At 51.2% G+C, this 19,596-nt stretch carries 25 protein-coding genes, 6 tRNA genes and 1 CRISPR repeat array; of the genes, 22 read left to right on the top strand and 9 right to left on the bottom strand.

Translation table 11 applies throughout. The features are described 5' to 3' along the window. The first annotated feature begins 206 nt into the window (after positions 1–206). The 19 genes from ACZ47M_RS01675 (at position 207) to ACZ47M_RS01765 (ending at position 8,641) form a co-directional block, all read left to right on the top strand. Positions 207–1,196 carry a halocin C8-like domain-containing protein gene (locus tag ACZ47M_RS01675; RefSeq protein ID WP_315339502.1) on the top strand — a complete coding sequence of 330 codons (990 nt, stop codon included), beginning with the start codon at positions 207–209 and terminating at the stop codon, positions 1,194–1,196. Between the two features lie 45 nt (positions 1,197–1,241). Further along, positions 1,242–1,544 (top strand): hypothetical protein, encoded by a 303-nt coding sequence (locus tag ACZ47M_RS01680; protein WP_315339503.1) that lies wholly within the window; start codon positions 1,242–1,244, stop codon positions 1,542–1,544. 291 nt (positions 1,545–1,835) lie between these two features. Continuing rightward, positions 1,836–2,423, top strand: coding sequence for a class I SAM-dependent methyltransferase (locus ACZ47M_RS01685; RefSeq protein ID WP_315339504.1), 588 nt, complete (start codon positions 1,836–1,838; stop codon positions 2,421–2,423). After that, positions 2,409–2,495, top strand: a tRNA-Ser gene (locus tag ACZ47M_RS01690). The genes ACZ47M_RS01685 and ACZ47M_RS01690 overlap by 15 nt, the downstream gene beginning before the upstream one ends. Positions 2,496–2,530: 35 nt before the next feature. Beyond that, positions 2,531–2,980 carry a 30S ribosomal protein S13 gene (locus ACZ47M_RS01695; RefSeq protein ID WP_315339505.1) on the top strand — a complete coding sequence of 150 codons (450 nt, stop codon included), beginning with the start codon at positions 2,531–2,533 and terminating at the stop codon, positions 2,978–2,980. Positions 2,981–2,990: 10 nt separating this feature from the next. After that, a complete protein-coding gene (locus ACZ47M_RS01700; RefSeq protein ID WP_315339507.1) occupies positions 2,991–3,533 on the top strand; it encodes a 30S ribosomal protein S4 in 543 nt (180 codons plus the stop codon). After that, a complete protein-coding gene (locus ACZ47M_RS01705; RefSeq protein WP_010479018.1) occupies positions 3,530–3,946 on the top strand; it encodes a 30S ribosomal protein S11 in 417 nt (138 codons plus the stop codon). Before ACZ47M_RS01700 ends, ACZ47M_RS01705 begins: the two co-directional genes overlap by 4 nt. 29 nt (positions 3,947–3,975) lie before the next feature. Next, a complete protein-coding gene (locus ACZ47M_RS01710) occupies positions 3,976–4,758 on the top strand; it encodes a DNA-directed RNA polymerase subunit D (protein ID WP_315339509.1) in 783 nt (260 codons plus the stop codon). A 1-nt stretch (position 4,759) separates the two neighbouring features. Continuing rightward, positions 4,760–4,844 (top strand) — tRNA-Leu (locus tag ACZ47M_RS01715). Positions 4,845–4,910: 66 nt separating this feature from the next. Next, the gene (locus tag ACZ47M_RS01720) at positions 4,911–5,276 is read left to right on the top strand and encodes a 50S ribosomal protein L18e (RefSeq protein WP_315339511.1); all 366 of its coding nucleotides are present in this window, start codon (positions 4,911–4,913) and stop codon (positions 5,274–5,276) included. A 6-nt stretch (positions 5,277–5,282) separates the two neighbouring features. Further along, positions 5,283–5,711 (top strand): 50S ribosomal protein L13, encoded by a 429-nt coding sequence (gene rplM / locus ACZ47M_RS01725; RefSeq protein WP_315339513.1) that lies wholly within the window; start codon positions 5,283–5,285, stop codon positions 5,709–5,711. Between the two features lie 10 nt (positions 5,712–5,721). Then, positions 5,722–6,129: a 30S ribosomal protein S9 gene (locus ACZ47M_RS01730; protein ID WP_010479007.1), complete on the top strand. Its 408-nt coding sequence runs from the start codon at positions 5,722–5,724 to the stop codon at positions 6,127–6,129. Positions 6,130–6,161: 32 nt separating this feature from the next. Continuing rightward, a complete protein-coding gene (locus ACZ47M_RS01735) occupies positions 6,162–6,359 on the top strand; it encodes a DNA-directed RNA polymerase subunit N (protein ID WP_315340846.1) in 198 nt (65 codons plus the stop codon). 15 nt (positions 6,360–6,374) lie between these two features. Next, positions 6,375–6,452, top strand: a tRNA-Pro gene (locus ACZ47M_RS01740). A 36-nt stretch (positions 6,453–6,488) separates the two neighbouring features. Beyond that, the gene (locus ACZ47M_RS01745; protein ID WP_010479003.1) at positions 6,489–6,662 is read left to right on the top strand and encodes a DNA-directed RNA polymerase subunit K; all 174 of its coding nucleotides are present in this window, start codon (positions 6,489–6,491) and stop codon (positions 6,660–6,662) included. An 11-nt stretch (positions 6,663–6,673) separates the two neighbouring features. After that, positions 6,674–7,699, top strand: a complete 1,026-nt coding sequence (locus tag ACZ47M_RS01750; RefSeq protein WP_315339517.1) for a hypothetical protein — start codon at positions 6,674–6,676, stop codon at positions 7,697–7,699. 15 nt (positions 7,700–7,714) lie between these two features. Then, positions 7,715–8,320: a 30S ribosomal protein S2 gene (gene rpsB, locus ACZ47M_RS01755; RefSeq protein ID WP_315339519.1), complete on the top strand. Its 606-nt coding sequence runs from the start codon at positions 7,715–7,717 to the stop codon at positions 8,318–8,320. Between the two features lie 39 nt (positions 8,321–8,359). Continuing rightward, positions 8,360–8,447 (top strand) — tRNA-Leu (locus ACZ47M_RS01760). A 35-nt stretch (positions 8,448–8,482) separates the two neighbouring features. Further along, positions 8,483–8,641 carry a 50S ribosomal protein L40e gene (locus ACZ47M_RS01765; RefSeq protein WP_315339521.1) on the top strand — a complete coding sequence of 53 codons (159 nt, stop codon included), beginning with the start codon at positions 8,483–8,485 and terminating at the stop codon, positions 8,639–8,641. A 48-nt stretch (positions 8,642–8,689) separates the two neighbouring features. On the opposite strand, the gene ACZ47M_RS01770 is transcribed toward ACZ47M_RS01765, so the two are convergent. Continuing rightward, positions 8,690–9,016: a PadR family transcriptional regulator gene (locus tag ACZ47M_RS01770; RefSeq protein WP_315339522.1), complete on the bottom strand. Its 327-nt coding sequence runs from the start codon at positions 9,014–9,016 to the stop codon at positions 8,690–8,692. Positions 9,017–9,129: 113 nt separating this feature from the next. On the opposite strand from ACZ47M_RS01770, the gene ACZ47M_RS01775 reads away from it, so the two are divergent. Next, the gene (locus tag ACZ47M_RS01775; protein ID WP_315339523.1) at positions 9,130–9,429 is read left to right on the top strand and encodes an FUN14 domain-containing protein; all 300 of its coding nucleotides are present in this window, start codon (positions 9,130–9,132) and stop codon (positions 9,427–9,429) included. Between the two features lie 12 nt (positions 9,430–9,441). Here ACZ47M_RS01775 and ACZ47M_RS01780 read toward each other — a convergent pair whose 3' ends face one another. The 3 genes from ACZ47M_RS01780 to ACZ47M_RS01790 all read right to left on the bottom strand — a co-directional run bounded on the left by ACZ47M_RS01780 (position 9,442) and on the right by ACZ47M_RS01790 (position 11,745). Then, positions 9,442–10,197, bottom strand: a complete 756-nt coding sequence (locus ACZ47M_RS01780) for a metallophosphatase family protein (protein ID WP_315339524.1) — start codon at positions 10,195–10,197, stop codon at positions 9,442–9,444. A 170-nt stretch (positions 10,198–10,367) separates the two neighbouring features. After that, positions 10,368–10,445, bottom strand: a tRNA-Gly gene (locus ACZ47M_RS01785). Between the two features lie 58 nt (positions 10,446–10,503). After that, the gene (locus ACZ47M_RS01790; protein ID WP_315339525.1) at positions 10,504–11,745 is read right to left on the bottom strand and encodes an alpha-amylase family glycosyl hydrolase; all 1,242 of its coding nucleotides are present in this window, start codon (positions 11,743–11,745) and stop codon (positions 10,504–10,506) included. A gap of 121 nt (positions 11,746–11,866) precedes the next feature. Here ACZ47M_RS01790 and ACZ47M_RS01795 point away from each other — a divergent pair. Next, positions 11,867–11,944, top strand: a tRNA-Arg gene (locus tag ACZ47M_RS01795). 9 nt (positions 11,945–11,953) lie between these two features. Here ACZ47M_RS01795 and ACZ47M_RS01800 read toward each other — a convergent pair. The 4 genes from ACZ47M_RS01800 to ACZ47M_RS01815 form a co-directional block, all read right to left on the bottom strand. Next, a complete protein-coding gene (locus ACZ47M_RS01800; protein WP_315339527.1) occupies positions 11,954–12,436 on the bottom strand; it encodes a DUF835 domain-containing protein in 483 nt (160 codons plus the stop codon). A 177-nt stretch (positions 12,437–12,613) separates the two neighbouring features. Next, complete coding sequence (gene mce, locus ACZ47M_RS01805) at positions 12,614–13,012, bottom strand: methylmalonyl-CoA epimerase (protein ID WP_315339529.1); 399 nt, start codon at positions 13,010–13,012, stop codon at positions 12,614–12,616. 4 nt (positions 13,013–13,016) lie between these two features. Further along, positions 13,017–13,988 (bottom strand): methylmalonyl Co-A mutase-associated GTPase MeaB, encoded by a 972-nt coding sequence (meaB, locus tag ACZ47M_RS01810; RefSeq protein WP_315340849.1) that lies wholly within the window; start codon positions 13,986–13,988, stop codon positions 13,017–13,019. A 38-nt stretch (positions 13,989–14,026) separates the two neighbouring features. Continuing rightward, positions 14,027–14,455, bottom strand: coding sequence for a cobalamin B12-binding domain-containing protein (locus ACZ47M_RS01815; protein ID WP_315340851.1), 429 nt, complete (start codon positions 14,453–14,455; stop codon positions 14,027–14,029). A gap of 132 nt (positions 14,456–14,587) precedes the next feature. Here ACZ47M_RS01815 and ACZ47M_RS01820 point away from each other — a divergent pair, with 132 nt between their 5' ends. Beyond that, entirely contained in the window at positions 14,588–15,241 is a 654-nt protein-coding gene (locus tag ACZ47M_RS01820; protein WP_315339531.1) for a PHP domain-containing protein, read from the top strand. A gap of 114 nt (positions 15,242–15,355) precedes the next feature. Beyond that, positions 15,356–18,575: direct repeats of the CRISPR family, unit length 30 nt; unit sequence GTTTCCATTCTCTCAGAGTCTTATTGCAAC. A 457-nt stretch (positions 18,576–19,032) separates the two neighbouring features. Here the strand turns inward: ACZ47M_RS01820 and ACZ47M_RS01825 are convergent. Beyond that, positions 19,033–19,593, bottom strand: a complete 561-nt coding sequence (locus ACZ47M_RS01825; RefSeq protein WP_315339533.1) for a Maf-like protein — start codon at positions 19,591–19,593, stop codon at positions 19,033–19,035. Positions 19,594–19,596: the final 3 nt, after the last annotated feature.

Here is a 19,596-nt window from a genome sequence, read left to right on the forward strand (position 1 = left end):
CAAAGGTTGCTGGAGCTAGTGCCCTTTTGTATTCTTTTGTTCGCTCTTTTACTTTTGCTTCTTTTGTTTCGTTCTCGTTGTTTTAGTACGGTTGGAAATTGAATACATTACGAAAGATAAAAGTGCTGTCTAATCCAACTGGTTAAAGGAAAATCTTATATAGTCTCGTGCCCTATTGTTGATGACCACATGCCGGGGTGTTGGTCGTGAACTGGGGGAAGTTTGCTCTTAGCTTTTTCCTCGTTGCTCTTCTGTTGAGTCTGGAGTTGATTGCGGCTCCCCAGGCCATGGGGATGGGCGCGAGCAACTCCAGCGTGACCTTCCGCAGGGCGGTAGTTGCGTGGTACGATGAGAAGGGTAAGCTTGACATGAACGTCACCTGGGTTAACAAGATCATAGACTTCACCAACTTGACGAACAATTCGTGCGTCTGTTCGAACTGCAGTGCCTCGAACGCGAGTGCTAACATCAATGTTTCAGTGGTTACATTATACAACATGACAGAAAAGCGTGAGCAGTTGCTGTTCTTCGGGCTGAACTTCTACAACGGCACGTTTAATTACACGATGTATGCGCTGGTTTATCATGCTGAAAGGAGCCAGTATAATTTCACCCTCGTTACGAGGATATTCACTGACCCAGAGACTGGTGGGTACAGGGTTTTCGTAACTGGGATGAACATTGCTCCGAATGATGAGGATAGGGTTGTTCCCGTTGGTGACGTGATAATTACTGCTGACAATTTGACTCTTTCGGAGTATTATTGGACTCTCGGCAGGGTTCTCATGGGGCTTGGAAGGCACGATGTGACGAAGTGGATCTGGGATAAGAGCGCCCACGAGCTGAGACACTTATCACACCTGGTGAGGCTTAAAATCCCAGAGTATAACCAAGAGAAAGCAGTGGGAATAGCTCTTACGTTTGACTTTAGCGTTGGATGCACGGGCTGTATAGCTTTAGCTGGTTTTCTATGTACAGTGCTGGCTGAGGGTGTGTCTGGTTATCTAGCGTGCACAAAGGCCTGTACCCCCTTCTGTGTAGGTTTTATAGGAGCGGGAGGCATTGGGTTTATAATCTGCATGGGAGTTTGTGGGACAACATGCAACACTTTGCTTAGGGTTATAATAGGAGCAGGGACTTACACAGCCTGTCAGATAGGAGGAGCTTATATCTGTGAAAAGGCAGGATTATGTTAGCTCTTGACTATTTAGGTTGCCAGTATATAACTGGAGGTGCCCGGTATGGTTCCTGTCGAATACCTCCTCGGAGCTGGTTACGGTATTTCGCTGTGGTTGATAACATCTGGACTTCTAAAATACATTAAAGGGCCGGAGTGGTTCGCCTTCGTGCTTGAAAAAGATACGTTGAATCCCCTTCCAGAGGAGGAGCTTCCGGAGGATGTGAGGGAGTATAAAAACAGGCTTGAAGAATCATTTAAGCGGAGTGTACTTGAACGGACAAGAAAAATCGCCATTGTGGAGCTATTGATTGGGGTTGTTCTGTTAATCGTTACTGCGGCTATCACTTTAGCACTGGCGACATAGGATATAAGCGTCTATTCCCATCAGCCGGAGGTGAAAAATGAACACGGTATCTCTTTGCGGGCAGGAATAGAGTCTCGTGGGTACTTCAGCTAGAGGGGGCAAGCTTTAGGGTCCTCCTGGGTCTCATGACCTGGAAAGCCCACAATGGAGGCTCTTCCGAGTACTTGGGAGCAGTTGGATGGGTATGGCTGGTTGTGATCATACTCACGGTGCTTATCGGCTTTAAGTGGCATTAGCCCTATAAACCGCTCTGCCCTTCATCTTTATAAACCCCTCTTCTTACCACTGCACATGGGCCACTACTACTCAGAAGAGCCGAGCACGCCGTTGAAGACCAAAACGATAGAGGTCTGCCTTAGGGGGCAGTGCTTCAAGTTCATCACCGCCAGTGGGGTCTTCTCCTTCGGAAAGCTCGACAGGGGGACGGAACTGCTCATAGAGAGCATGGTGCTCAACGATAACTGGCGCGTCCTCGATCTGGGCTGCGGCTACGGTGCGATTGGAATAGTAGCCTCCCGCTTCGTTGATTATGTAGTGATGACCGATGTTAACAGGCGGGCAGTTGCTATAGCGAAGAAAAACTTAAAAATCAACGGCGTTAGAAACGCCGAGGTTAGGTGGGGAAACCTTTACGGGCCCGTTACGGGTGAGAAGTTCGACACTATCATTACAAACCCCCCGGTTCACGCTGGCAAGGACATCCTGAGGGAAATAGTTATAAATGCCCCACAGCATCTTAACGACGGGGGGTTGCTGCAGCTGGTCGTCCGCACAAAGCAGGGCGCAAACTATATTAAGGCCCTGCTGGAGGAGAGCTTTACCGAAGTGAGAGAGCTGGCTAAGGGGTCTGGCTATCGCGTGTATGCCGGGATCGCCTAGCCTGGAATGGCGCGGGCCTTGAGAGCCCGTGGGCGTTTGCCCGCCGGGGTTCAAATCCCCGTCCCGGCGCCAAAATCCTCTGAGAAAGATGTGGAGGTGTGTTGGTAATGACCGAGAACTTCAGGCACATAGTCCGCGTTGCGGGCGTTGATCTGGACGGAAACAAACAGCTTAGGTGGGCACTGACTGGCATAAGGGGAATCGGAATAAACTTTGCCACGATGGTGCTGAGAGTTGCAGGCATAGACCCGTTCATGAAGGCAGGCTACCTCACCGACCAGCAGGTCAAGCTGATAGAGAAAATCCTCGAGGATCCTGTTGCCCACGGAATCCCCGCGTGGGCAGTGAACAGGCCGAAGGACTACGAGACTGGTAAGGACATGCACCTCATCACCGCCAAGCTTGCCATGGCCTGGCGTGAGGACATCAACAGGCTGAAGAGGATAAGGGCCTACCGCGGCATCAGGCACGAGCTTGGTCTCCCGGTCAGGGGCCAGAGAACGAGGTCGAACTTCAGGCATGGAACTACCGTTGGTGTTAGCAGGAAGAAGAAGTGAGGTGGTGTAAATGGGAGACCCGAAGAGGCAGAGGAAAAAGTATGAGACTCCCTCTCACCCGTGGATTAAGGAGAGGCTCGACCGTGAGAGAGTCCTCATGAGGAAGTACGCCCTCAAGAACAAGAAGGAGCTCTGGCGTCACGAGACCCAGCTCAAGGAGTTCAGGCGTAGGGCGAGGAGACTCCTCGCGGCCCGTGGAAAGCAGGCTGAGATCGAGAGGGCCCAGCTCCTCCAGAGGCTTTACAGGCTCGGTCTACTTCCAGCGGATGCAGTCCTCGATGATGTCCTCTCCCTCACCGTCGAGGACGTCCTTGACAGAAGGTTGCAGACCATTGTCTACAGGAAGGGCTTTGCAAGGACCATAAGGCAGGCCAGACAGCTTATAGTTCACGGACATATCCAGGTTAACGGCCAGGTAATCCGCTCCCCGGGTTATCTCGTCCTCCGTGAGGAGGAAGACGCTATAACCTACGCCAAGGGCTCTCCCTTTGCCAAGGAGAGCCACCCCGAGAGGATGGTTATTGAACAGGCTAAGCAGGGTGGTGAGGCATGAGCGAGGAAGGGCAGGTTAGCATAAAGAAGAAGGAGAAGTGGGGAGTTGCGCACATCTACTCCTCCTACAACAACACCATCATCCACATCACTGATCTCACCGGGGCCGAGACGATCAGCAGGTGTAGCGGTGGTATGGTCGTCAAAGCTGACAGGGATGAGCCTTCCCCCTACGCGGCTATGCTGGCCGCCAGGAGGGTTGCAGAAGAGGCCATGGAGAAGGGTATCACCGGTGTCCACATAAGGGTTCGCGCACCCGGTGGAAGCAAGAGCAAGAGCCCGGGCCCCGGTGCCCAGGCGGCCATCAGGGCCCTCGCCAGGGCAGGACTAAAGATAGGCCGCGTTGAGGACGTTACACCAATACCGCACGATGGAACGAGGCCAAAGGGCGGAAGAAGGGGTAGGCGTGTCTGATCCCCATAACTTCTTTTTTGGTGGTGCACATGGAGCCTAAGTTCGAAATTCTTGAAAAAAAGGAAGATTCTCTGAAGTTCATTCTCCGTGGCGTTGATGTAGCTTTTGCCAATGCCCTTAGGAGGACTATTTTGGCAGAGGTCCCGACTTTTGCGGTTGACGAGGTCGAATTTTTCGAGAACGATTCAGCTCTGTTTGACGAGATAATAGCCCACAGGCTGGCTATGATCCCTCTGACGACGCCACACGCCAGGTTTTCCCTCGATTCCCTGGAACTGGATGATTACACGGTTACCCTTTCACTCCAGGCCGAAGGCCCGGGGGTCGTATACTCCGGCGATCTCAAGAGCGATGACCCCGAAATTAAGCCCGCTAATCCCAATATCCCGATAGTAAAGCTCGCCGAAGGGCAAAAGCTTGCCCTCAACGCCTATGCAAGGCTCGGCCGCGGAAAGGATCACGCCAAGTGGCAGCCGGGCTTTGTCTACTACAAGTACCTCACGAGGATCCACGTGAGCAAAGAAGTTCCTGAGTGGAAAGAACTTAAAGAACTGGCCGAAAAGAGAGGCCTCCCAGTTGAGGAAACTGAAAAGGAGCTTGTGATAGAAACCACCAAGTCCTTCTACCTCCCCCGCAAATTTGAGGCATACGAAGGTGAGAAGATCAGGGAAGAAGTGGTGCCCAATACGTTCGTCTTTACCGTGGAGAGCAACGGAGAACTCCCCGTTGGGGAAATCGTCAGCACAGCACTCAAGATACTCATGAGAAAGAGCGATAGATTTATAAACGAGCTCCATAAATTAGCCGACTGACGCGGGGGTTGCCGAGCCTGGTCAAAGGCGGTGGACTCAAGATCCACTCCCGCAGGGGTTCCGGGGTTCAAATCCCCGCCCCCGCACTATTCACGCTCACCCCGTCCGGACCTGTCGGTTTCCCACTGTGAGAGAGAACGGGAGGTATGATCATGGTCAAGAGAACTGGACCAACTGATGTGAACCTGAGGAGACTCATCCGCTATCTAAGAAAGCGGTCTAACGAAGAAGGGGTTAGGATATGGAAGGACATCGCATGGCGCCTTGAGAGGCCAAGGAGGCAGAGGGCTGAAGTAAACGTCAGCAAAATAAACCGCTACACCAAAGAGGGTGACACCATCATCGTTCCGGGGAGCGTTCTTGGCGCAGGCAAGCTCGAGCACAAGGTCACCGTTGCCGCCTGGAAGTTCAGCGAGATGGCCAAGAAGAAGATAGTCGAGGCCGGTGGCGAGGTTCTCACGATTGAGGAGCTCATCGAGAGAAACCCGAAGGGTAGTGGAGTAATCATAATGGAGTGATGAGCCATGAGGATAATTAACGCTGAAGGACTCATACTTGGAAGGCTCGCCTCAAAGGTTGCCAAGATGCTCCTCGAAGGCGAAGAAGTCGTCATAGTCAACGCGGAAAAGGCCATCATTACTGGAAACAGGGAGGACATCTTCGCCAGGTACAAGCAGAGGACTGAGCTCAGAACCAGAACCAACCCCAGGAGGGGGCCATTCTACCCGAAGAGGAGCGACGAGATCGTCAGGAGAAGCATCAGGGGAATGCTCCCGTGGAAGACAGACCGCGGAAGGAAGGCCTTCAAGAGGCTCAAGGTCTACGCTGGTGTTCCCAAGGAGTTAGAGGGTAAGGAGTTCGAGACCATAAGTGAGGCTCACATGTCGAGGCTTGCAACTCCGAAGTACGTCACCGTTGGTGAGGTTGCCAAGTTCCTCGGTGGAAAGTTCTGAGGTGAGAAAGATGAGGGTCATCCAGACTGCTGGTAAAAGAAAGACTGCCATAGCGAGGGCCACCATAAGGGAAGGGAAGGGCCGCGTCAGGATCAACCACAAGCCGGTCGAGATAATCGAGCCTGAGATGGCTCGCTTCGCCATCATGGAACCGCTAATCCTTGCGGGTGAGGAGATCGTCAGCAAGGTTGACATCGACGTCCAAGTGGAGGGCGGCGGCTTCATGGGGCAGGCAGAAGCTGCCCGCGTCGCCATAGCAAGGGCCCTCGTTGAGTGGACCAACGACATGAACCTGAAGGAAAAGTTTATGAAGTATGACAGGACTATGCTCGTTGGTGACAGCAGGAGAACCGAGCCCCACAAGCCCAACCGCTCGACCAAGGGTCCGAGGGCCAAGAGGCAGAAGTCCTACCGCTGATGGCTTTCCTTTAAAAATTTGGGGTGATGAGGTTGATAGTCCCCGTAAGGTGTTTCACGTGTGGCAAGGTCATAGGCGACAAATACTACGAGTTCAAGAAGAGGGTCGAGGCCGGGGAAGATCCGGTTAAAGTACTGGACGAGCTCGGTGTTGAGAGATACTGCTGTAGGAGAACGCTGCTCAGCCACGTCGAGTTAATAGACCAGGTAATGGAGTATAAGGTGTATTAAAAACCACCTTTCTGGGGGGCCGTGGGGTAGCTTGGTCTATCCTCCCGGCTTGGGGTGCCGGAGACCCGGGTTCAAATCCCGGCGGCCCCACCAAAATTTAACCTCACTGGAAGTGGCAGGGTGGTAAGCATGTTCACATATACCCGCTTTGAAAAGGCCCGCATCATCGGAGCGAGGGCGCTCCAGATAGCAATGGGTGCTCCCGTGCTGGTGGACGTCCCAGAGGGGGCTACTCCGCTCCAGGCCGCGATAGTCGAGTTTGAGATGGGGGTAATCCCAATAACAGTTGTAAGACCCGTATGAGGGAATGGGCGATGACCATCATAGAGAACGTAGTGGGCAGGGTTGCAGTGCTCAGGGGTGGTAGGTATTCGGTTGAAGTTGACGTCATAACTACTTCGGGCTTCGGCCGCTTCGCCGCCCCTGTCGATGATAACCCTCAGCTCTACATAGCGGAGGCCCACAGGGCAGTCAGTGAGGTTGACGAAATAATCGGCCCTGAGCTCATAGGCTTTGACGCAAGCGAGCAGGAGCTCATAGACAGCTACCTTTGGGAGATAGACGGAACGGAGGACTTCAGTCACATCGGTGCCAACACTGCCCTGGCCGTCTCGGTGGCCGTTGCCAAGGCGGCGGCCAGTGTAAAGAAGATGCCCCTGTACAGCTACATTGGGGGTACATTCACAACAGAACTCCCGGTTCCACTCCTTGAGATTATGGGGGGAGAAGACTTCGACTACTATGTCCTGGTAAAGGACATCATGGAGATAACCGATGTTGTTGACGCCGCGGTTAATCTCCTGAATGTTGCAGAGAAGCCTTCGCTTGAGGAACTTTCCAGGGCCAGCGAGAAGGTTGGAAGTGAGCTGGGCCTCGAAGTAACTCTGGGCATAGTCCAGAAGAAACCCCTCTCGATCCAGGAAGTGCTTTCCATCGTTGAGGATTACAACGTTTCCTATATAAAGCCGGTGGGCGACGAAGAGGTGTTCCTTGAGCTAATAGCCGGAACCCATGGAGTTTTTGTCGATGGCGAGTATCTCTTCCAGAGAAAGGGCATACTCGACAGACGCTACTACAATGCCCTGTCCATAAAACCCATAAACCTCGGCACTCTCACTGATCTCTACAATTTAGTCAGCGATGTTAAATCCGAGAGAATAACCCCAATCCTGGCCGAGGCCAGATATGAATCGGCCGACGAGGCCCTTCCCCACATAGCCCTGGGCCTTCGCTGCCCGGCCATTATGCTGGGGAAGGACTCGGTGGCTAAGCTTAATGAACTCAACAGAATTGCTGAGGATCTCGGCGAAAGGGGTAGGTTGATAACGTTTGAAGAATGAAGGAGGTTGGGAAAGATGGAGGAGTATCTGGTTCCGCTCGATCAATACCTTGCCGCGGGTGTCCACATCGGCACCCAGCAGAAGACCGAGGACATGAAGAAGTTCATCTACCGGGTTAGACAGGACGGCCTCTACGTCCTCGACGTCAGGAAAACCGACGAGCGCTTGAGGGTCACCGGCAAGTTCCTTGCCAGGTTTGACCCCGAGAGCATCCTCGCCGTGAGCGTCAGGCTCTATGGCCAAAAGCCCGTCAAGAAGTTCGGCGAGGTCACTGGCGCCAGGACAATACCAGGCCGTTTCCTTCCGGGAACTATGACCAACCCGCAGGTCAGGAACTTCGTAGAACCGGACGTTCTCATCGTCACCGACCCAAGGGCCGACCACCAGGCTGTGAAGGAAGCCGTTGAGATAGGCATCCCGATAGTTGCCCTCGTTGACACCGAGAACTTCCTCAGCTACGTCGACTTAGCAATACCGACCAACAACAAGGGCAGAAAATCTTTGGCCCTCATTTACTGGATCCTCGCAAGGGAGATACTCTACAACAGGAAGGAAATTGAGAGCAGGGAGGACTTCAAGGTTCCGGTTGAGGACTTCGAGATGACGATCGTCAAAGCTTGAGGGGAAACTTTTTAACTCCCCCCACTTAATTTCCCTCGCGCGGGGGTGCCCGAGCCTGGCCAAAGGGGGCGGACTTAAGATCCGCTGCCGCAGGGCTGCGCGGGTTCGAATCCCGTCCCCCGCACCAGCTTTAAGACATGTCAGGATCCTGGGGTGATTACGATGGCGAGATTCCCTGAGGCTGAGGCAAGAATATTTAAGAAATACGTTTGCAAGCGCTGCGGTGCTACTAACCCCTGGAAGGCTGAGAAGTGCAGAAAGTGCGGCTACAAGGGGCTTAGACCAAAGGCGAGAGAGCCACGCGGTGGAATGGCACGCTGAGGTTTTCTATTCTGTCTTTATGTTTTCCGTTTTGCTACGCCTGGGGGATTATCCCTTCAATTTTGAGAGTATCCCTTCGAGAAAAGCTATGCCTTCTTCCAGCAGTTTCTCCCCCTTCGGGGTTAGACGGTAATACTTCCTGAGTGGCTTCCCGACATCACTTTCCTGCCATTCCGAAGTTACGTAGCCCTCTTTTTCCAGCTTGTACAGGACGACGTAAGAACTTACCGTCGCAGGTTCGAACCCAAAGCTTTCCTTTATTCTCTGCTTCAGTTCATAGGCGTACATGGGTCTCTCTTTGAGGAGGCTGAGTACGTATAGCCATAAAACTTCCTTCGTTATTTTAACCTTTAACCTTTCCATTGGGCTCGTCATGCTCCCACCTTCGAGTTTAAGGCTTGTAAAATATTTCAAAACTGTGTAATTTAAACCTTTTGCTCTGGAAAACCTTATTAATTCCCATGTTTCAGTATCTCCGGTGATGACGCATGGAGTTTAGCCTTGGTGGTATGATGGGGGATGTTGGCGTTGGGGGTGTAGCGGGCTTCATCACTGGCTACGCTCTGAAGAAGTTCATGAAAATAGTGATGACTATAATCGGTGCCTATATACTCAGCCTGTTCTGGCTCCAGCAGAAGGGCGTCATAACCATAGATACCCAGAAACTTTTCAATTTGGCTGAGAGTGCAACCTCTCAGACAGTAAGTCTTGTCCAGAAGGCCGTTGGACTTCTTCCGGGGACTGGTGCTTTTATAGCAGGTTTTTACCTGGGGTTCCAAAAGGGATGAAAAAAGGAAACCTCAGACTTTTCCATGGTGGAGTACCTTAATGATTTCCTCCGGGAGGCCTTCGGTCTTTATCTTTTCCTCGATCAGCTTTTTGTTGTACTCGACCTCTATAAACTTCGTGTGCAGGGTCTCCACGTCCACCAGTGCAAACGTTGCCCTGTGTTCTCTCCCCGGGGGGTAACCTATACTTCCAGGGCAGACGACCCTTCCATACCTGGTCATTGCGTTCACGGGGTACCTCGGGGACGAGACGAAGAGTATCTCGTAGTCCTTTACGGGCCTCATTATCGCCTCGTAGTAGCTTGTGGGCTGGTCTGGAAGTACTTCTCCGTCAAAGGGATTAAGCGGGCTTCCATAAACGCCGAAGATGTCGTTTTTCCCTATTTTGTCCACTAAGTAAATCGGTAGATCCCTTATGAACTCTCTTCCCTCGTGTCCGAGCTTTTCCCACGTATACTTTAGGGCCTTTTTGGTGTAGCGGGGGAGATCCAGTTTGTCTATGTACTTCGGGCCCTCCGCGTGCGGGTCGCTTTCCGCGATGATCTGGTCGAATTTACCACGGATCACCTTTACCCTGTTTTCCTTCATCAGGTCCTCCAGCGCGTCAATGGTCTCCTTCGGGTATGGGAAAAGCCCTGTGATGTTGCCCAGGATGTAGTATTTCTCAATTTCATAACCCTCTCCTTTTAGCTCTTCAATCCTTTCGAGGGCCTTCGCGAACGCCGGGAAGTTTCCGTTTATGTTGGCCAGAACAGCCACGTACGTCATCTTCCCACCTCCTTTTTTGTTACCCCTATTTACTAAAAACTGGGGGCTTTTAAGGTTTTCCCTTCACATGCGCCCTAACGTCGCGGGAAGCGGGAACCCCAGAAAACGGTAACGTGCCGGGCTTTGAAGATTCTTAGAAAAATCTCATAAAATAGCAACGTCAGAAATTATGGTGCGGTGGCCGGGATTTGAACCCGGGCCAGCGGCGTGGCAGGCCGCTGTCCTGGACCAGGCTAGACTACCACCGCACTGGCCCGGTACATACTCACTCCCGGCCGCTTTATAAATCTTTCGGTGGCTCCCACGTTAGCCATCCCGGAGGACTATCATGGGCTCAAAGTCCAGCTCCAGTTTCCCGTCCCTGCTCCTTACATCTTCTCCTGTGAGGAGGTTCTTTCCGTTGATCTCCAGTTCGATCTCCCCGATCTTCCCCTCTACGTTGAAGACCCCCGTCGCGTTATCGCACTCCACGACAAGCACACCCTCTTTGGGCGTCCTTACCCTTTGGTTTTCACACTTCAAGGCTTTCTTGATGGAAATAAGCCTCTCGAAGAACCTCAGGAACTCCTCATCGCCGGTCTCCCAGGGTACCGGGTCCTTCTCAAAGAGGTTCGAGGCCTTTTTTATTGCGTATTCCTGGCCGGCATAAACGAGTGTCGCTCCCTTGAGCATAAACGTAAGCGCAGTCCAGTTCCTGAGCCTGAGTTCATCCCGGAATATGGAGGCCGCCCTTGGAGTGTCGTGGTTTTCCAGGAAACGGAGCTTCGCGTAGTCCGCTGGATACAGCGCCTCTTGGACGTTTAGATACTCGGCATAGCTCCCGAGGCCTTTCTTCCCCCTCAGGTAGGCTTCAAAGACTTCCCTGCCGTCGTGGTCGTAGGTGAGGTGAAAAGCCGCGTGCATCTCCGGATCAGAGTGAACCACGAAACCCCTAGATCTGAGCCAGAGCAGGAAGGAAGGATGTACCGTCTCGGCAAGCCAGAGGATGTTGGGGTTCACCTTGGAAACCTCTTCCCTCGCCTTCTTCCAGAACTCGAGGGGAACCAGGGGGGCCACATCGCACCTGAAGCCGTCCACGTATCTGGCCCAGAACTTGAGGGTCTCTATCTGGTATTCCCAGAGCTCTGGCTTGGAATAATCAAGGTCATAGATGTCACTCCAGTCCGGAACCTTCCGGGAAGGGGCTCCGTTTTCCCTGTAGAACCACTCGGGATGCTCGTGGAACAGGATGGAGTCCCGGGAGGTGTGGTTGTATACAACGTCTACCATGACTTTCAGGCCAAGAGAGTGTGCCCTGTCAACGAAGGCCTTGAAGTCCTCAAAGGTTCCAAGCTCCGGGTTTATAGAACGGTAGTCCTTTATGGAGTATGGAGAGCCGAGGGTTCCCTTCCTTCCCTCTTCCCCTATTGGGTATATGGGCATGAGCCAGACGTAATCCACGCCGAGGGACTTTATCCTTGGAAGATCATCCATCAGGGCTTTGAGGGTTCCTTCTTCGGTGTGGTTCCTGGGGAAGACCTCGTAGATTACCAGCTTCTTCGGGTTCATGGTATCACCGACGGTGTTACACATTTCCCGAGATAAAGTTAACGTTCCTTTGACATTGCATGGTTCGACAACGGCAGAAAAGTTAAATTTATAAGGCGTCCTCAGGAATGTTAGCGGGCGTGCCCCGGTGGCCTAGCCAGGATAGGGCGCGAGGCTGCGGACCTCGCGGTCCGGGGTTCAAATCCCCGCCGGGGCGCCAGAACAGTTTTCACGGCAAACCCAAAACCCTTCTTATGAGGGCTATCTCTTTCTCGTTTAGGGCGTTGCTTGCCACAACATAGAGGCTTGATCCATGGAGAGCCGTTACGTCTCTTACCTGCCCTAAGAACTTTAGGGTTGGTTCCAGTCCGTTTTCTATTATGAGGTACTCGATTCCATCAACTATTACCCGGGACTTGTTTGTTGCCACTTCCCTCTCAATTATTGCCACAATCTTATACAGATGTCTCGGGTTAACCGCGTGGGGACTCTGCGTTTCGACCGTTGTAAGCCAGAGGGGTTTTATTTTTCCTGTCGGGACCTTTAAATTAGAGAGGAGGACTTTTGGTGGAATTCTGCCAACAAAAAGGACTGGAGACCACTTAGATACAGAGAGAAGCACATCCCCAAGCTCCACTGGTGAAATTATTCCGGTGCTTTCATCAACGTTCCTTTTCGCTCCCCACGATTTTGCCAGCCTTGAGAACATCATATCAAGTCCCAGAGAAAGTTGTAGTTTTTGTATAAAAGATTATCGGTTTTTGGCACTTGTCATAACATTGAGTTCCATTGTATTCGCATAGTTTGCCTGGACGTTTGAATACATTTGGGATAAAACCGTTAGGGGGGCAAACAAAAAGCATCACAAAAAGTGAAACGAGCTGAAAATTCATTCCCTCTGGCAAAGCTCCAGGAGAACACCTGTTACCGCCTTCGGGTGCACAAAGGCTATCTTTGCCCCACCGGCGCCTATCCTCGGCTTCTCGTCTATGAGCTGGTAGCCCTTCTCCTTCAGCTCCCTGAGGTGTTCCTCAATGTCATCAACGCCGAGGGCTATGTGGTGTATACCCTCACCGCGCTTCTCTATGAACTTCGCTATGGGTGAATCCTCCGCAGTTGGCTCCAAAAGCTCTATCCTGCTCTCCCCTATGTGAATTATTGCAGTCCTGACCTTCTGATCCGGAACCTCCTCAACCTCGTCAACCCTGAGGCCGAGGCCTTCCCATACCTTCATGGCCTCCCCAAGGTTCCTGACGGCTATACCAACGTGGTCTATTTTCTTAAACATGCCATCACCTCCAGAGGTCCTCCTTAAGTTTCTCCATGACGATTTGAGAAGCCGAATACGAGTCAAGCTTCCCCTCCACGACCCCGTCAATAAGCTCTTTGGCCTCTCCCCCCGCGAGCCTCTCCTCGACTTTCCTCGCTATCGAGGAGGTTATTATGGTCTTTACCTCCTCCCTGGCCCGGAAGGCCCTGCGCTCCCTTAACCTTCCACTCGACTCCATGTACTCTCTATGCCGCTTTATGGCCTCCCAGAGGGGTCTGACTCCATTAAGGGTGAAGGCCGTCGTTTCTACTATCGGCGGCTCCCATCCCAGTTCCTTCCACCTGTCCATTTCGAACTCGAGGGCCATCTTGAGCTCAAGGTAAACTATCTCCACGCCTTCCCTGTCGGCCTTGTTGATGGCGAATACGTCGGCGACCTCCATGAGGCCGGCCTTTATCGCCTGAACCCCGTCGCCAAGTCCGGGAACGGTTACGAGAACAACCGTGTCGGCGGTCTTGACGATGTCCACCTCTATCTGCCCGACTCCAACCGTTTCAACGAATATTAGATCGTAGCCAGCGGCGTCGAGAACCTTTATGGCGTCGTTGGTAGCCTTTGCCAGACCCCCAAGGGCGCCGCGCGTTGCCATGCTTCTTATGAATACGCCTTCGTCGGTCGAGTGCCTCTGCATCCTTAACCTGTCTCCCAGCAAAGCCCCGCCGGTGAAAGGTGAAGTTGGGTCAACGGCTATGACGCCGACCCTGTGCCCTTCATCCCTCGCGAGCTTTATGAGCTTGTCGAGGAGGGTTGACTTTCCGGAGCCGGGTGGGCCGGTTATTCCAACGACGTAGGCCTTTCCGGTGAGGGGGGATATTCTTTTCACTATCTCCTTGGCTTTCTCCTCGTCGTTCTCGACGAGGGTTATCAGCCTGGCTATCGCCTTCTTGTCGCCTTTGAGGGCAAGTTCGATCAAGTCGTCGAGCTCCTCAGTCATAGGCATCACTGGAGAAATTATCCAGGGATAATATAAAGCTAAGCCCTGAACCTCTTGAGGTTTTCGACGGCTTTGTCAACGGCCTCTATTATGGTTTTCAGCGGCGTTCCGGGGCCAAAGACCTCGAAGACCCCCATCTTTTTGAGCTCCTCAGCGTCGTCGGGTGGGATTATTCCGCCGGCAAAGACGGCAACGTCCTCCCCGGGCTTCAGCCCTTTCTCTTCCAAAAGCCTGAGTATCTTCGGGATGAGAACCATGTGCGCCCCGGAAAGTACGCTTATTCCAAGGACTGCGGCATCTTCCTGGATAACTGTCTCGACTATCTGCTCGGGCGTCTGCCTTATCCCAGTGTAGATGACCTCATAGCCTGCCTCCTTGAGGGTCCTCGCAACGACCTTTGCCCCCCTGTCGTGGCCGTCGAGGCCGGGCTTCGCCACTACAACGCGCACCTTTGAGCGCTCCACCATGAGCACCACCACTCCTAATGGTCTCCGCCGTATTTAAAGGTTTGTCAAAGTTCAAGGTTAGGTTTTACGTTGGATATTTTGTCCAACAATAAGAGGCTTAAACCCCTCATCCAACATCACCCGGTGTTTGCCATGAGGTTCCCCCACGACACCCATACGCACACGGTTTACTCGGACGGCATTGGCACGGTATCGGACAACATAGCGGCCGCTGAGGAGAAGGGGCTGAGGGTTCTCGCAATAACCGACCACAGCCACTACCTTGAGCCGAAGACCCTGAACCGCTACGTCCGCGAGGTAAGGCAGTGGGCGGAAGATTCTGAGGTCGTGGTCCTGGCCGGGGTGGAAGGGAACATAACGGAAAACGGCGTCGACGTCCCTGCTTTTATGGCGAAGAAGCTCGACTTCGTTATAGCGAGCGTTCACGAGTACCTTGAGACTCCCGGGCAGTACCTGGAGCTCGTCAAAATTGCTCTGATGGACGAGGAGGTTGACGTCATCGGCCACTTCGGGGCCAACTTTCCGTACACGGGCTTCCCCGGGGCGGAGGAGATTGGGGAGATCCTCGAGCTTGCGGAAGCGAACGGAAAGGCCTTTGAAATAAGCTCCCGCTACAGCGTTCCGGAGCTTGACTTCGTGAGGGAGTGCATAAGGAGGGGAATAAAGCTCACCCTCGCGAGCGACGCCCACACTCCAGGGGATGTGGGGAGTGTAAAGTGGAGCGAGAGCGTGTTTTTAAAGGCGGGCGGAAAGAAGGAGGACCTCCTCTTCGAGGAGTTTCTGTAGTTTCGATTCTTCTGATTTCAATTCTCCCAGAGTCTGGGGGGACGTTCCGTCCCCCACACCCCCTCGAAGTTTGCCGGGACTTCCATCAAAGCCCGGTTAGAACCGTGTTCTTGTCTTTCAATTTTCCCAGAGTGTTATTGCAACAGAGAGGTGGAGCATCGCCCACCTAGTGCGGTTCTTGTTTCCATTCTCTCAGAGTCTTATTGCAACACATACCCAGGCGGGAGGTTCGTGGTTATCGAGAGCAAGTTTCCATTCTCTCAGAGTCTTATTGCAACCAGAGCACATTAGCAAGTCGCGTGAGTTTTTCACGGTTTCCATTCTCTCAGAGTCTTATTGCAACATGGGTGTGCACAAAGTGCAAAAAGTGCACAAAGTCGTTTCCATTCTCTCAGAGTCTTATTGCAACAGGGGAAGTAACTCAAGCACGTTCATACGCATCCCCCCTGCGTTTCCATTCTCTCAGAGTCTTATTGCAACGGTGTTTGTTGATGTGGTTGGTAGGGGTGTTCTTGAGTTTCCATTCTCTCAGAGTCTTATTGCAACGTTCCCGGAAGGAACATCATTGTTAGAGTGGGGAGAGAGGATGTTTCCATTCTCTCAGAGTCTTATTGCAACTGCAACCCAGGTTAACCCCCTGTTTTTCTGCTCGCCTTCACCGCGTTTCCATTCTCTCAGAGTCTTATTGCAACTACATTGTTCAGTCTATTAGGGATGGTATTGTGATAAGAGTTTCCATTCTCTCAGAGTCTTATTGCAACATGCTACATTAAGGACTTTACTGAAGCAGTCGCGTCGTTTCCATTCTCTCAGAGTCTTATTGCAACGTCCCGGACTCCCCAAAGAAAGGAGGTGAAGGAGATGCTGTTTCCATTCTCTCAGAGTCTTATTGCAACTGATGCTAGCGAGTGCACTGGCGAACAAAAAGGTACAGGGTTTCCATTCTCTCAGAGTCTTATTGCAACTATGATATGTGCGTGAGTCTTTTGTGCTGTTGAGTGAGGTTTCCATTCTCTCAGAGTCTTATTGCAACTATTGGGCAAATAGTTAAGTCCTTGTTACCGTCAATGCGGTTTCCATTCTCTCAGAGTCTTATTGCAACAAAAGTTTATATACTCTTGATTAGTTAATATCTAGTGGTTTCCATTCTCTCAGAGTCTTATTGCAACACTCATAAAACTCATCCGTCTCCTTATACACCTTATTGTTTCCATTCTCTCAGAGTCTTATTGCAACTTCATAGTACCCCTGCTGGGTCTGGTAGTAGGCGAGCTGTTTCCATTCTCTCAGAGTCTTATTGCAACAGTGATTATGATAAGAGGGGTTATGTTTTGTTTGTTCCGGTTTCCATTCTCTCAGAGTCTTATTGCAACTAACTTTGAATGGAGTTTATAAGAATAATTCGTATCCTACGTTTCCATTCTCTCAGAGTCTTATTGCAACTATAGAGTGAGATAATGATGACTCAGTTACTTGTGTTGGGTTTCCATTCTCTCAGAGTCTTATTGCAACGAGCAGGGAAGCCGCCAGGAAACTTGCGCTCAGGTATGGTTTCCATTCTCTCAGAGTCTTATTGCAACCAGTCGATACAAATCGAACTAAACCCGAACAAGCTGTAGTTTCCATTCTCTCAGAGTCTTATTGCAACTTGGTGAAAACTCGTCGGTTACGGTATATATGCTTGTGTTTCCATTCTCTCAGAGTCTTATTGCAACAGAAGATGGAGTATGTTGATATGATTACTAATACGACTGTTTCCATTCTCTCAGAGTCTTATTGCAACTTACGTTCTTCCCGAACGTTACTGAGACTCTCCCGCGTTTCCATTCTCTCAGAGTCTTATTGCAACTCCTTGGTATTACTCAGATGCAGGAGGCGGAAAAATGGTTTCCATTCTCTCAGAGTCTTATTGCAACGCAAGAGCGGCGGAGTTGAAGTGGAAGTTCGAGTTCGTGTTTCCATTCTCTCAGAGTCTTATTGCAACCTGGTGTTAGATTTACATGGAATGGGACGATTCCAGACGTTTCCATTCTCTCAGAGTCTTATTGCAACTTGAGGTTGTTGATAATGGGGTTGTGGTGCCGCCTTAGTTTCCATTCTCTCAGAGTCTTATTGCAACGTGTCGGCGGGAATGAGTATTACAGTTGGTCAGTATACGGTTTCCATTCTCTCAGAGTCTTATTGCAACCCTGGCAAAAGCACGCCTGCAGGCGCTTCTTGAGCAGGGTTTCCATTCTCTCAGAGTCTTATTGCAACATGGGAAAAGTTGGGAAAACGGGAACGGAAATGGGAGTTTCCATTCTCTCAGAGTCTTATTGCAACGGGAAAGATGGTGGAGGAGCAGGTCTTGAAGCGGTTCCGTTTCCATTCTCTCAGAGTCTTATTGCAACACAAGAACTTATCAAGGCAGTTGCCCCCGCAACCGTTAGTTTCCATTCTCTCAGAGTCTTATTGCAACCCCCTACCTTTCTACCCAACCTACGAATGTATATGGTTTCCATTCTCTCAGAGTCTTATTGCAACTGTCAGTGATGATGAATTGATTAGAGCAAAGGTTCAAGGTTTCCATTCTCTCAGAGTCTTATTGCAACGTACGTTGTCGCAGTGGTTCTCTTTGTGCCAAAACCGCAGGTTTCCATTCTCTCAGAGTCTTATTGCAACTGGGACAGCGTTGAGGGATACGTAAAGGATTTCCCGGGTTTCCATTCTCTCAGAGTCTTATTGCAACATTGTTTGGGTGGTGTGTTGGTTTTTTGTTTTTGTTGTGTTTCCATTCTCTCAGAGTCTTATTGCAACGAGTTAGTCTTTGTAAGGGAGGCAGGGCAAGACACGGTTTCCATTCTCTCAGAGTCTTATTGCAACGAGTATATTTTGTGTGCTGTTGAGTGTGAGTATTGTGAGTTTCCATTCTCTCAGAGTCTTATTGCAACATTATTTTTCCCAACAGGGCTGGACAGAGAGCTCAGTTTCCATTCTCTCAGAGTCTTATTGCAACCAGAATAACCATTCAACCCAGCTCCAACATCAACATAGTTTCCATTCTCTCAGAGTCTTATTGCAACAAGTTTGGTGATGAGATTAATCGTTTTGATGAGTATGTTTCCATTCTCTCAGAGTCTTATTGCAACTGGGAGGTTTGTGACTGTTGGGAGGCATGAGTATAGTTTCCATTCTCTCAGAGTCTTATTGCAACGAAACAACAAAACCAACACAACACACACAAACCCACACACAAGTTTCCATTCTCTCAGAGTCTTATTGCAACCATTGAAATTTCATTGTATTTTCATAAGAGTTATTATGTGTTTCCATTCTCTCAGAGTCTTATTGCAACAGGGCGGGTTTCTCCTCAGTTTGTCCTGCAAGACCATATTAATCCCCGGATTTTATAAGTTTTTCTGTGGAGGGGTCTTAAAAGAGCCCCCAAAAGACCGGATTTCCGGCTATTGAAAGGCCAAACTCAACGGACAAAACCATCCCTCGGGGCTTTTCCCACAATGTACCCTTATGAGCACGAGACTTCCAAAGGGAGAAAAAGAGCTCAAACAGGCAAAAATGGCGTTTAAACCCTTTAAACTCAAAAAACTCCGATTTCCATAGGAAGGGCTGGATTCCAGGCTCTTCCCTTCCTCCGTTCAAAGCTCCGAAAAAAATTCGTTACAAAATGCACAAAAACCTGTAACAAAATGTTAGATAATAACAAAAGGTTACTAAAGACTTCCAGGGGGCTCGGAGCCGTCTAAATCGCAGTAAAACCGGCCAGAAAGGGCAAAATCTCAATAAAAGGAACGTCATCGTGATATGACTTCAAAGCCCAGCTCCCTGAGCTTCCAGATTATCTCCATTGGAAAACCAACGACGTTGTAGTAGTCCCCCTTTATCCACTCGACGAAGAGGCCCCCGAGCCCCTGTATCCCGTAGGCCCCCGCCTTGTCCATCGGCTCGCCCGTGGCTATGTAAGCCCTGATGATCCCGTCGTCCAGCTCGCGGAACTTAACCTCCGTGACCACTGCCCCGCAGTGCTCCCTTCCCTCGTGGATTATGCAGTAGCCCGTCGTGACCCTGTGAACCCTGCCGCTGAGGAGTTTTAGCATTTCGTAGGCCTCGTTATCGTCCTTCGGCTTACCAAGAATTCTCCCCTCCACGCTCACGACGGTGTCGGCTCCAATGACCGTTCCGCCAGCCCTGGAGTGGACTTCCCCCGCCTTTCTCCTGGCCAGCCCCAGTGCCACCTCTTCGGGATCGGTGAGGGAGCACTTCTCGTCGGCGTTGCTTGGCATCACGGCAAAGTCCTTTATGAACCTCGCCAGTATCTCCCTCCTTCTCGGTGAAGCCGAGGCAAGCACCAGCATGGC

The sequence above is a fragment of the Thermococcus waiotapuensis genome, assembly GCF_055384795.1.

Bases quoted from the DNA above. Each gene is read 5' to 3' on its own strand.
- ACZ47M_RS01680 (WP_315339503.1), top strand. From the start codon at position 1,242: ATGGTTCCTGTCGAATACCTCCTCGGAGCTGGTTACGGTATTTCGCTG.
- ACZ47M_RS01685 (WP_315339504.1), top strand. From the start codon at position 1,836: ATGGGCCACTACTACTCAGAAGAGCCGAGCACGCCGTTGAAGACCAAA.
- ACZ47M_RS01695 (WP_315339505.1), top strand. From the start codon at position 2,531: ATGACCGAGAACTTCAGGCACATAGTCCGCGTTGCGGGCGTTGATCTG.
- ACZ47M_RS01700 (WP_315339507.1), top strand. From the start codon at position 2,991: ATGGGAGACCCGAAGAGGCAGAGGAAAAAGTATGAGACTCCCTCTCAC.
- ACZ47M_RS01705 (WP_010479018.1), top strand. From the start codon at position 3,530: ATGAGCGAGGAAGGGCAGGTTAGCATAAAGAAGAAGGAGAAGTGGGGA.
- ACZ47M_RS01710 (WP_315339509.1), top strand. From the start codon at position 3,976: ATGGAGCCTAAGTTCGAAATTCTTGAAAAAAAGGAAGATTCTCTGAAG.
- ACZ47M_RS01720 (WP_315339511.1), top strand. From the start codon at position 4,911: ATGGTCAAGAGAACTGGACCAACTGATGTGAACCTGAGGAGACTCATC.
- rplM (WP_315339513.1), top strand. From the start codon at position 5,283: ATGAGGATAATTAACGCTGAAGGACTCATACTTGGAAGGCTCGCCTCA.
- ACZ47M_RS01730 (WP_010479007.1), top strand. From the start codon at position 5,722: ATGAGGGTCATCCAGACTGCTGGTAAAAGAAAGACTGCCATAGCGAGG.
- ACZ47M_RS01745 (WP_010479003.1), top strand. From the start codon at position 6,489: ATGTTCACATATACCCGCTTTGAAAAGGCCCGCATCATCGGAGCGAGG.
- ACZ47M_RS01750 (WP_315339517.1), top strand. From the start codon at position 6,674: ATGACCATCATAGAGAACGTAGTGGGCAGGGTTGCAGTGCTCAGGGGT.
- rpsB (WP_315339519.1), top strand. From the start codon at position 7,715: ATGGAGGAGTATCTGGTTCCGCTCGATCAATACCTTGCCGCGGGTGTC.
- ACZ47M_RS01765 (WP_315339521.1), top strand. From the start codon at position 8,483: ATGGCGAGATTCCCTGAGGCTGAGGCAAGAATATTTAAGAAATACGTT.
- ACZ47M_RS01770 (WP_315339522.1), bottom strand. From the start codon at position 9,016: ATGACGAGCCCAATGGAAAGGTTAAAGGTTAAAATAACGAAGGAAGTT.
- ACZ47M_RS01775 (WP_315339523.1), top strand. From the start codon at position 9,130: ATGGAGTTTAGCCTTGGTGGTATGATGGGGGATGTTGGCGTTGGGGGT.
- ACZ47M_RS01780 (WP_315339524.1), bottom strand. From the start codon at position 10,197: ATGACGTACGTGGCTGTTCTGGCCAACATAAACGGAAACTTCCCGGCG.
- ACZ47M_RS01790 (WP_315339525.1), bottom strand. From the start codon at position 11,745: ATGAACCCGAAGAAGCTGGTAATCTACGAGGTCTTCCCCAGGAACCAC.
- ACZ47M_RS01800 (WP_315339527.1), bottom strand. From the start codon at position 12,436: ATGATGTTCTCAAGGCTGGCAAAATCGTGGGGAGCGAAAAGGAACGTT.
- mce (WP_315339529.1), bottom strand. From the start codon at position 13,012: ATGTTTAAGAAAATAGACCACGTTGGTATAGCCGTCAGGAACCTTGGG.
- meaB (WP_315340849.1), bottom strand. From the start codon at position 13,988: ATGACTGAGGAGCTCGACGACTTGATCGAACTTGCCCTCAAAGGCGAC.
- ACZ47M_RS01815 (WP_315340851.1), bottom strand. From the start codon at position 14,455: ATGGTGGAGCGCTCAAAGGTGCGCGTTGTAGTGGCGAAGCCCGGCCTC.
- ACZ47M_RS01820 (WP_315339531.1), top strand. From the start codon at position 14,588: ATGAGGTTCCCCCACGACACCCATACGCACACGGTTTACTCGGACGGC.
- ACZ47M_RS01825 (WP_315339533.1), bottom strand. From the start codon at position 19,593: ATGCTGGTGCTTGCCTCGGCTTCACCGAGAAGGAGGGAGATACTGGCG.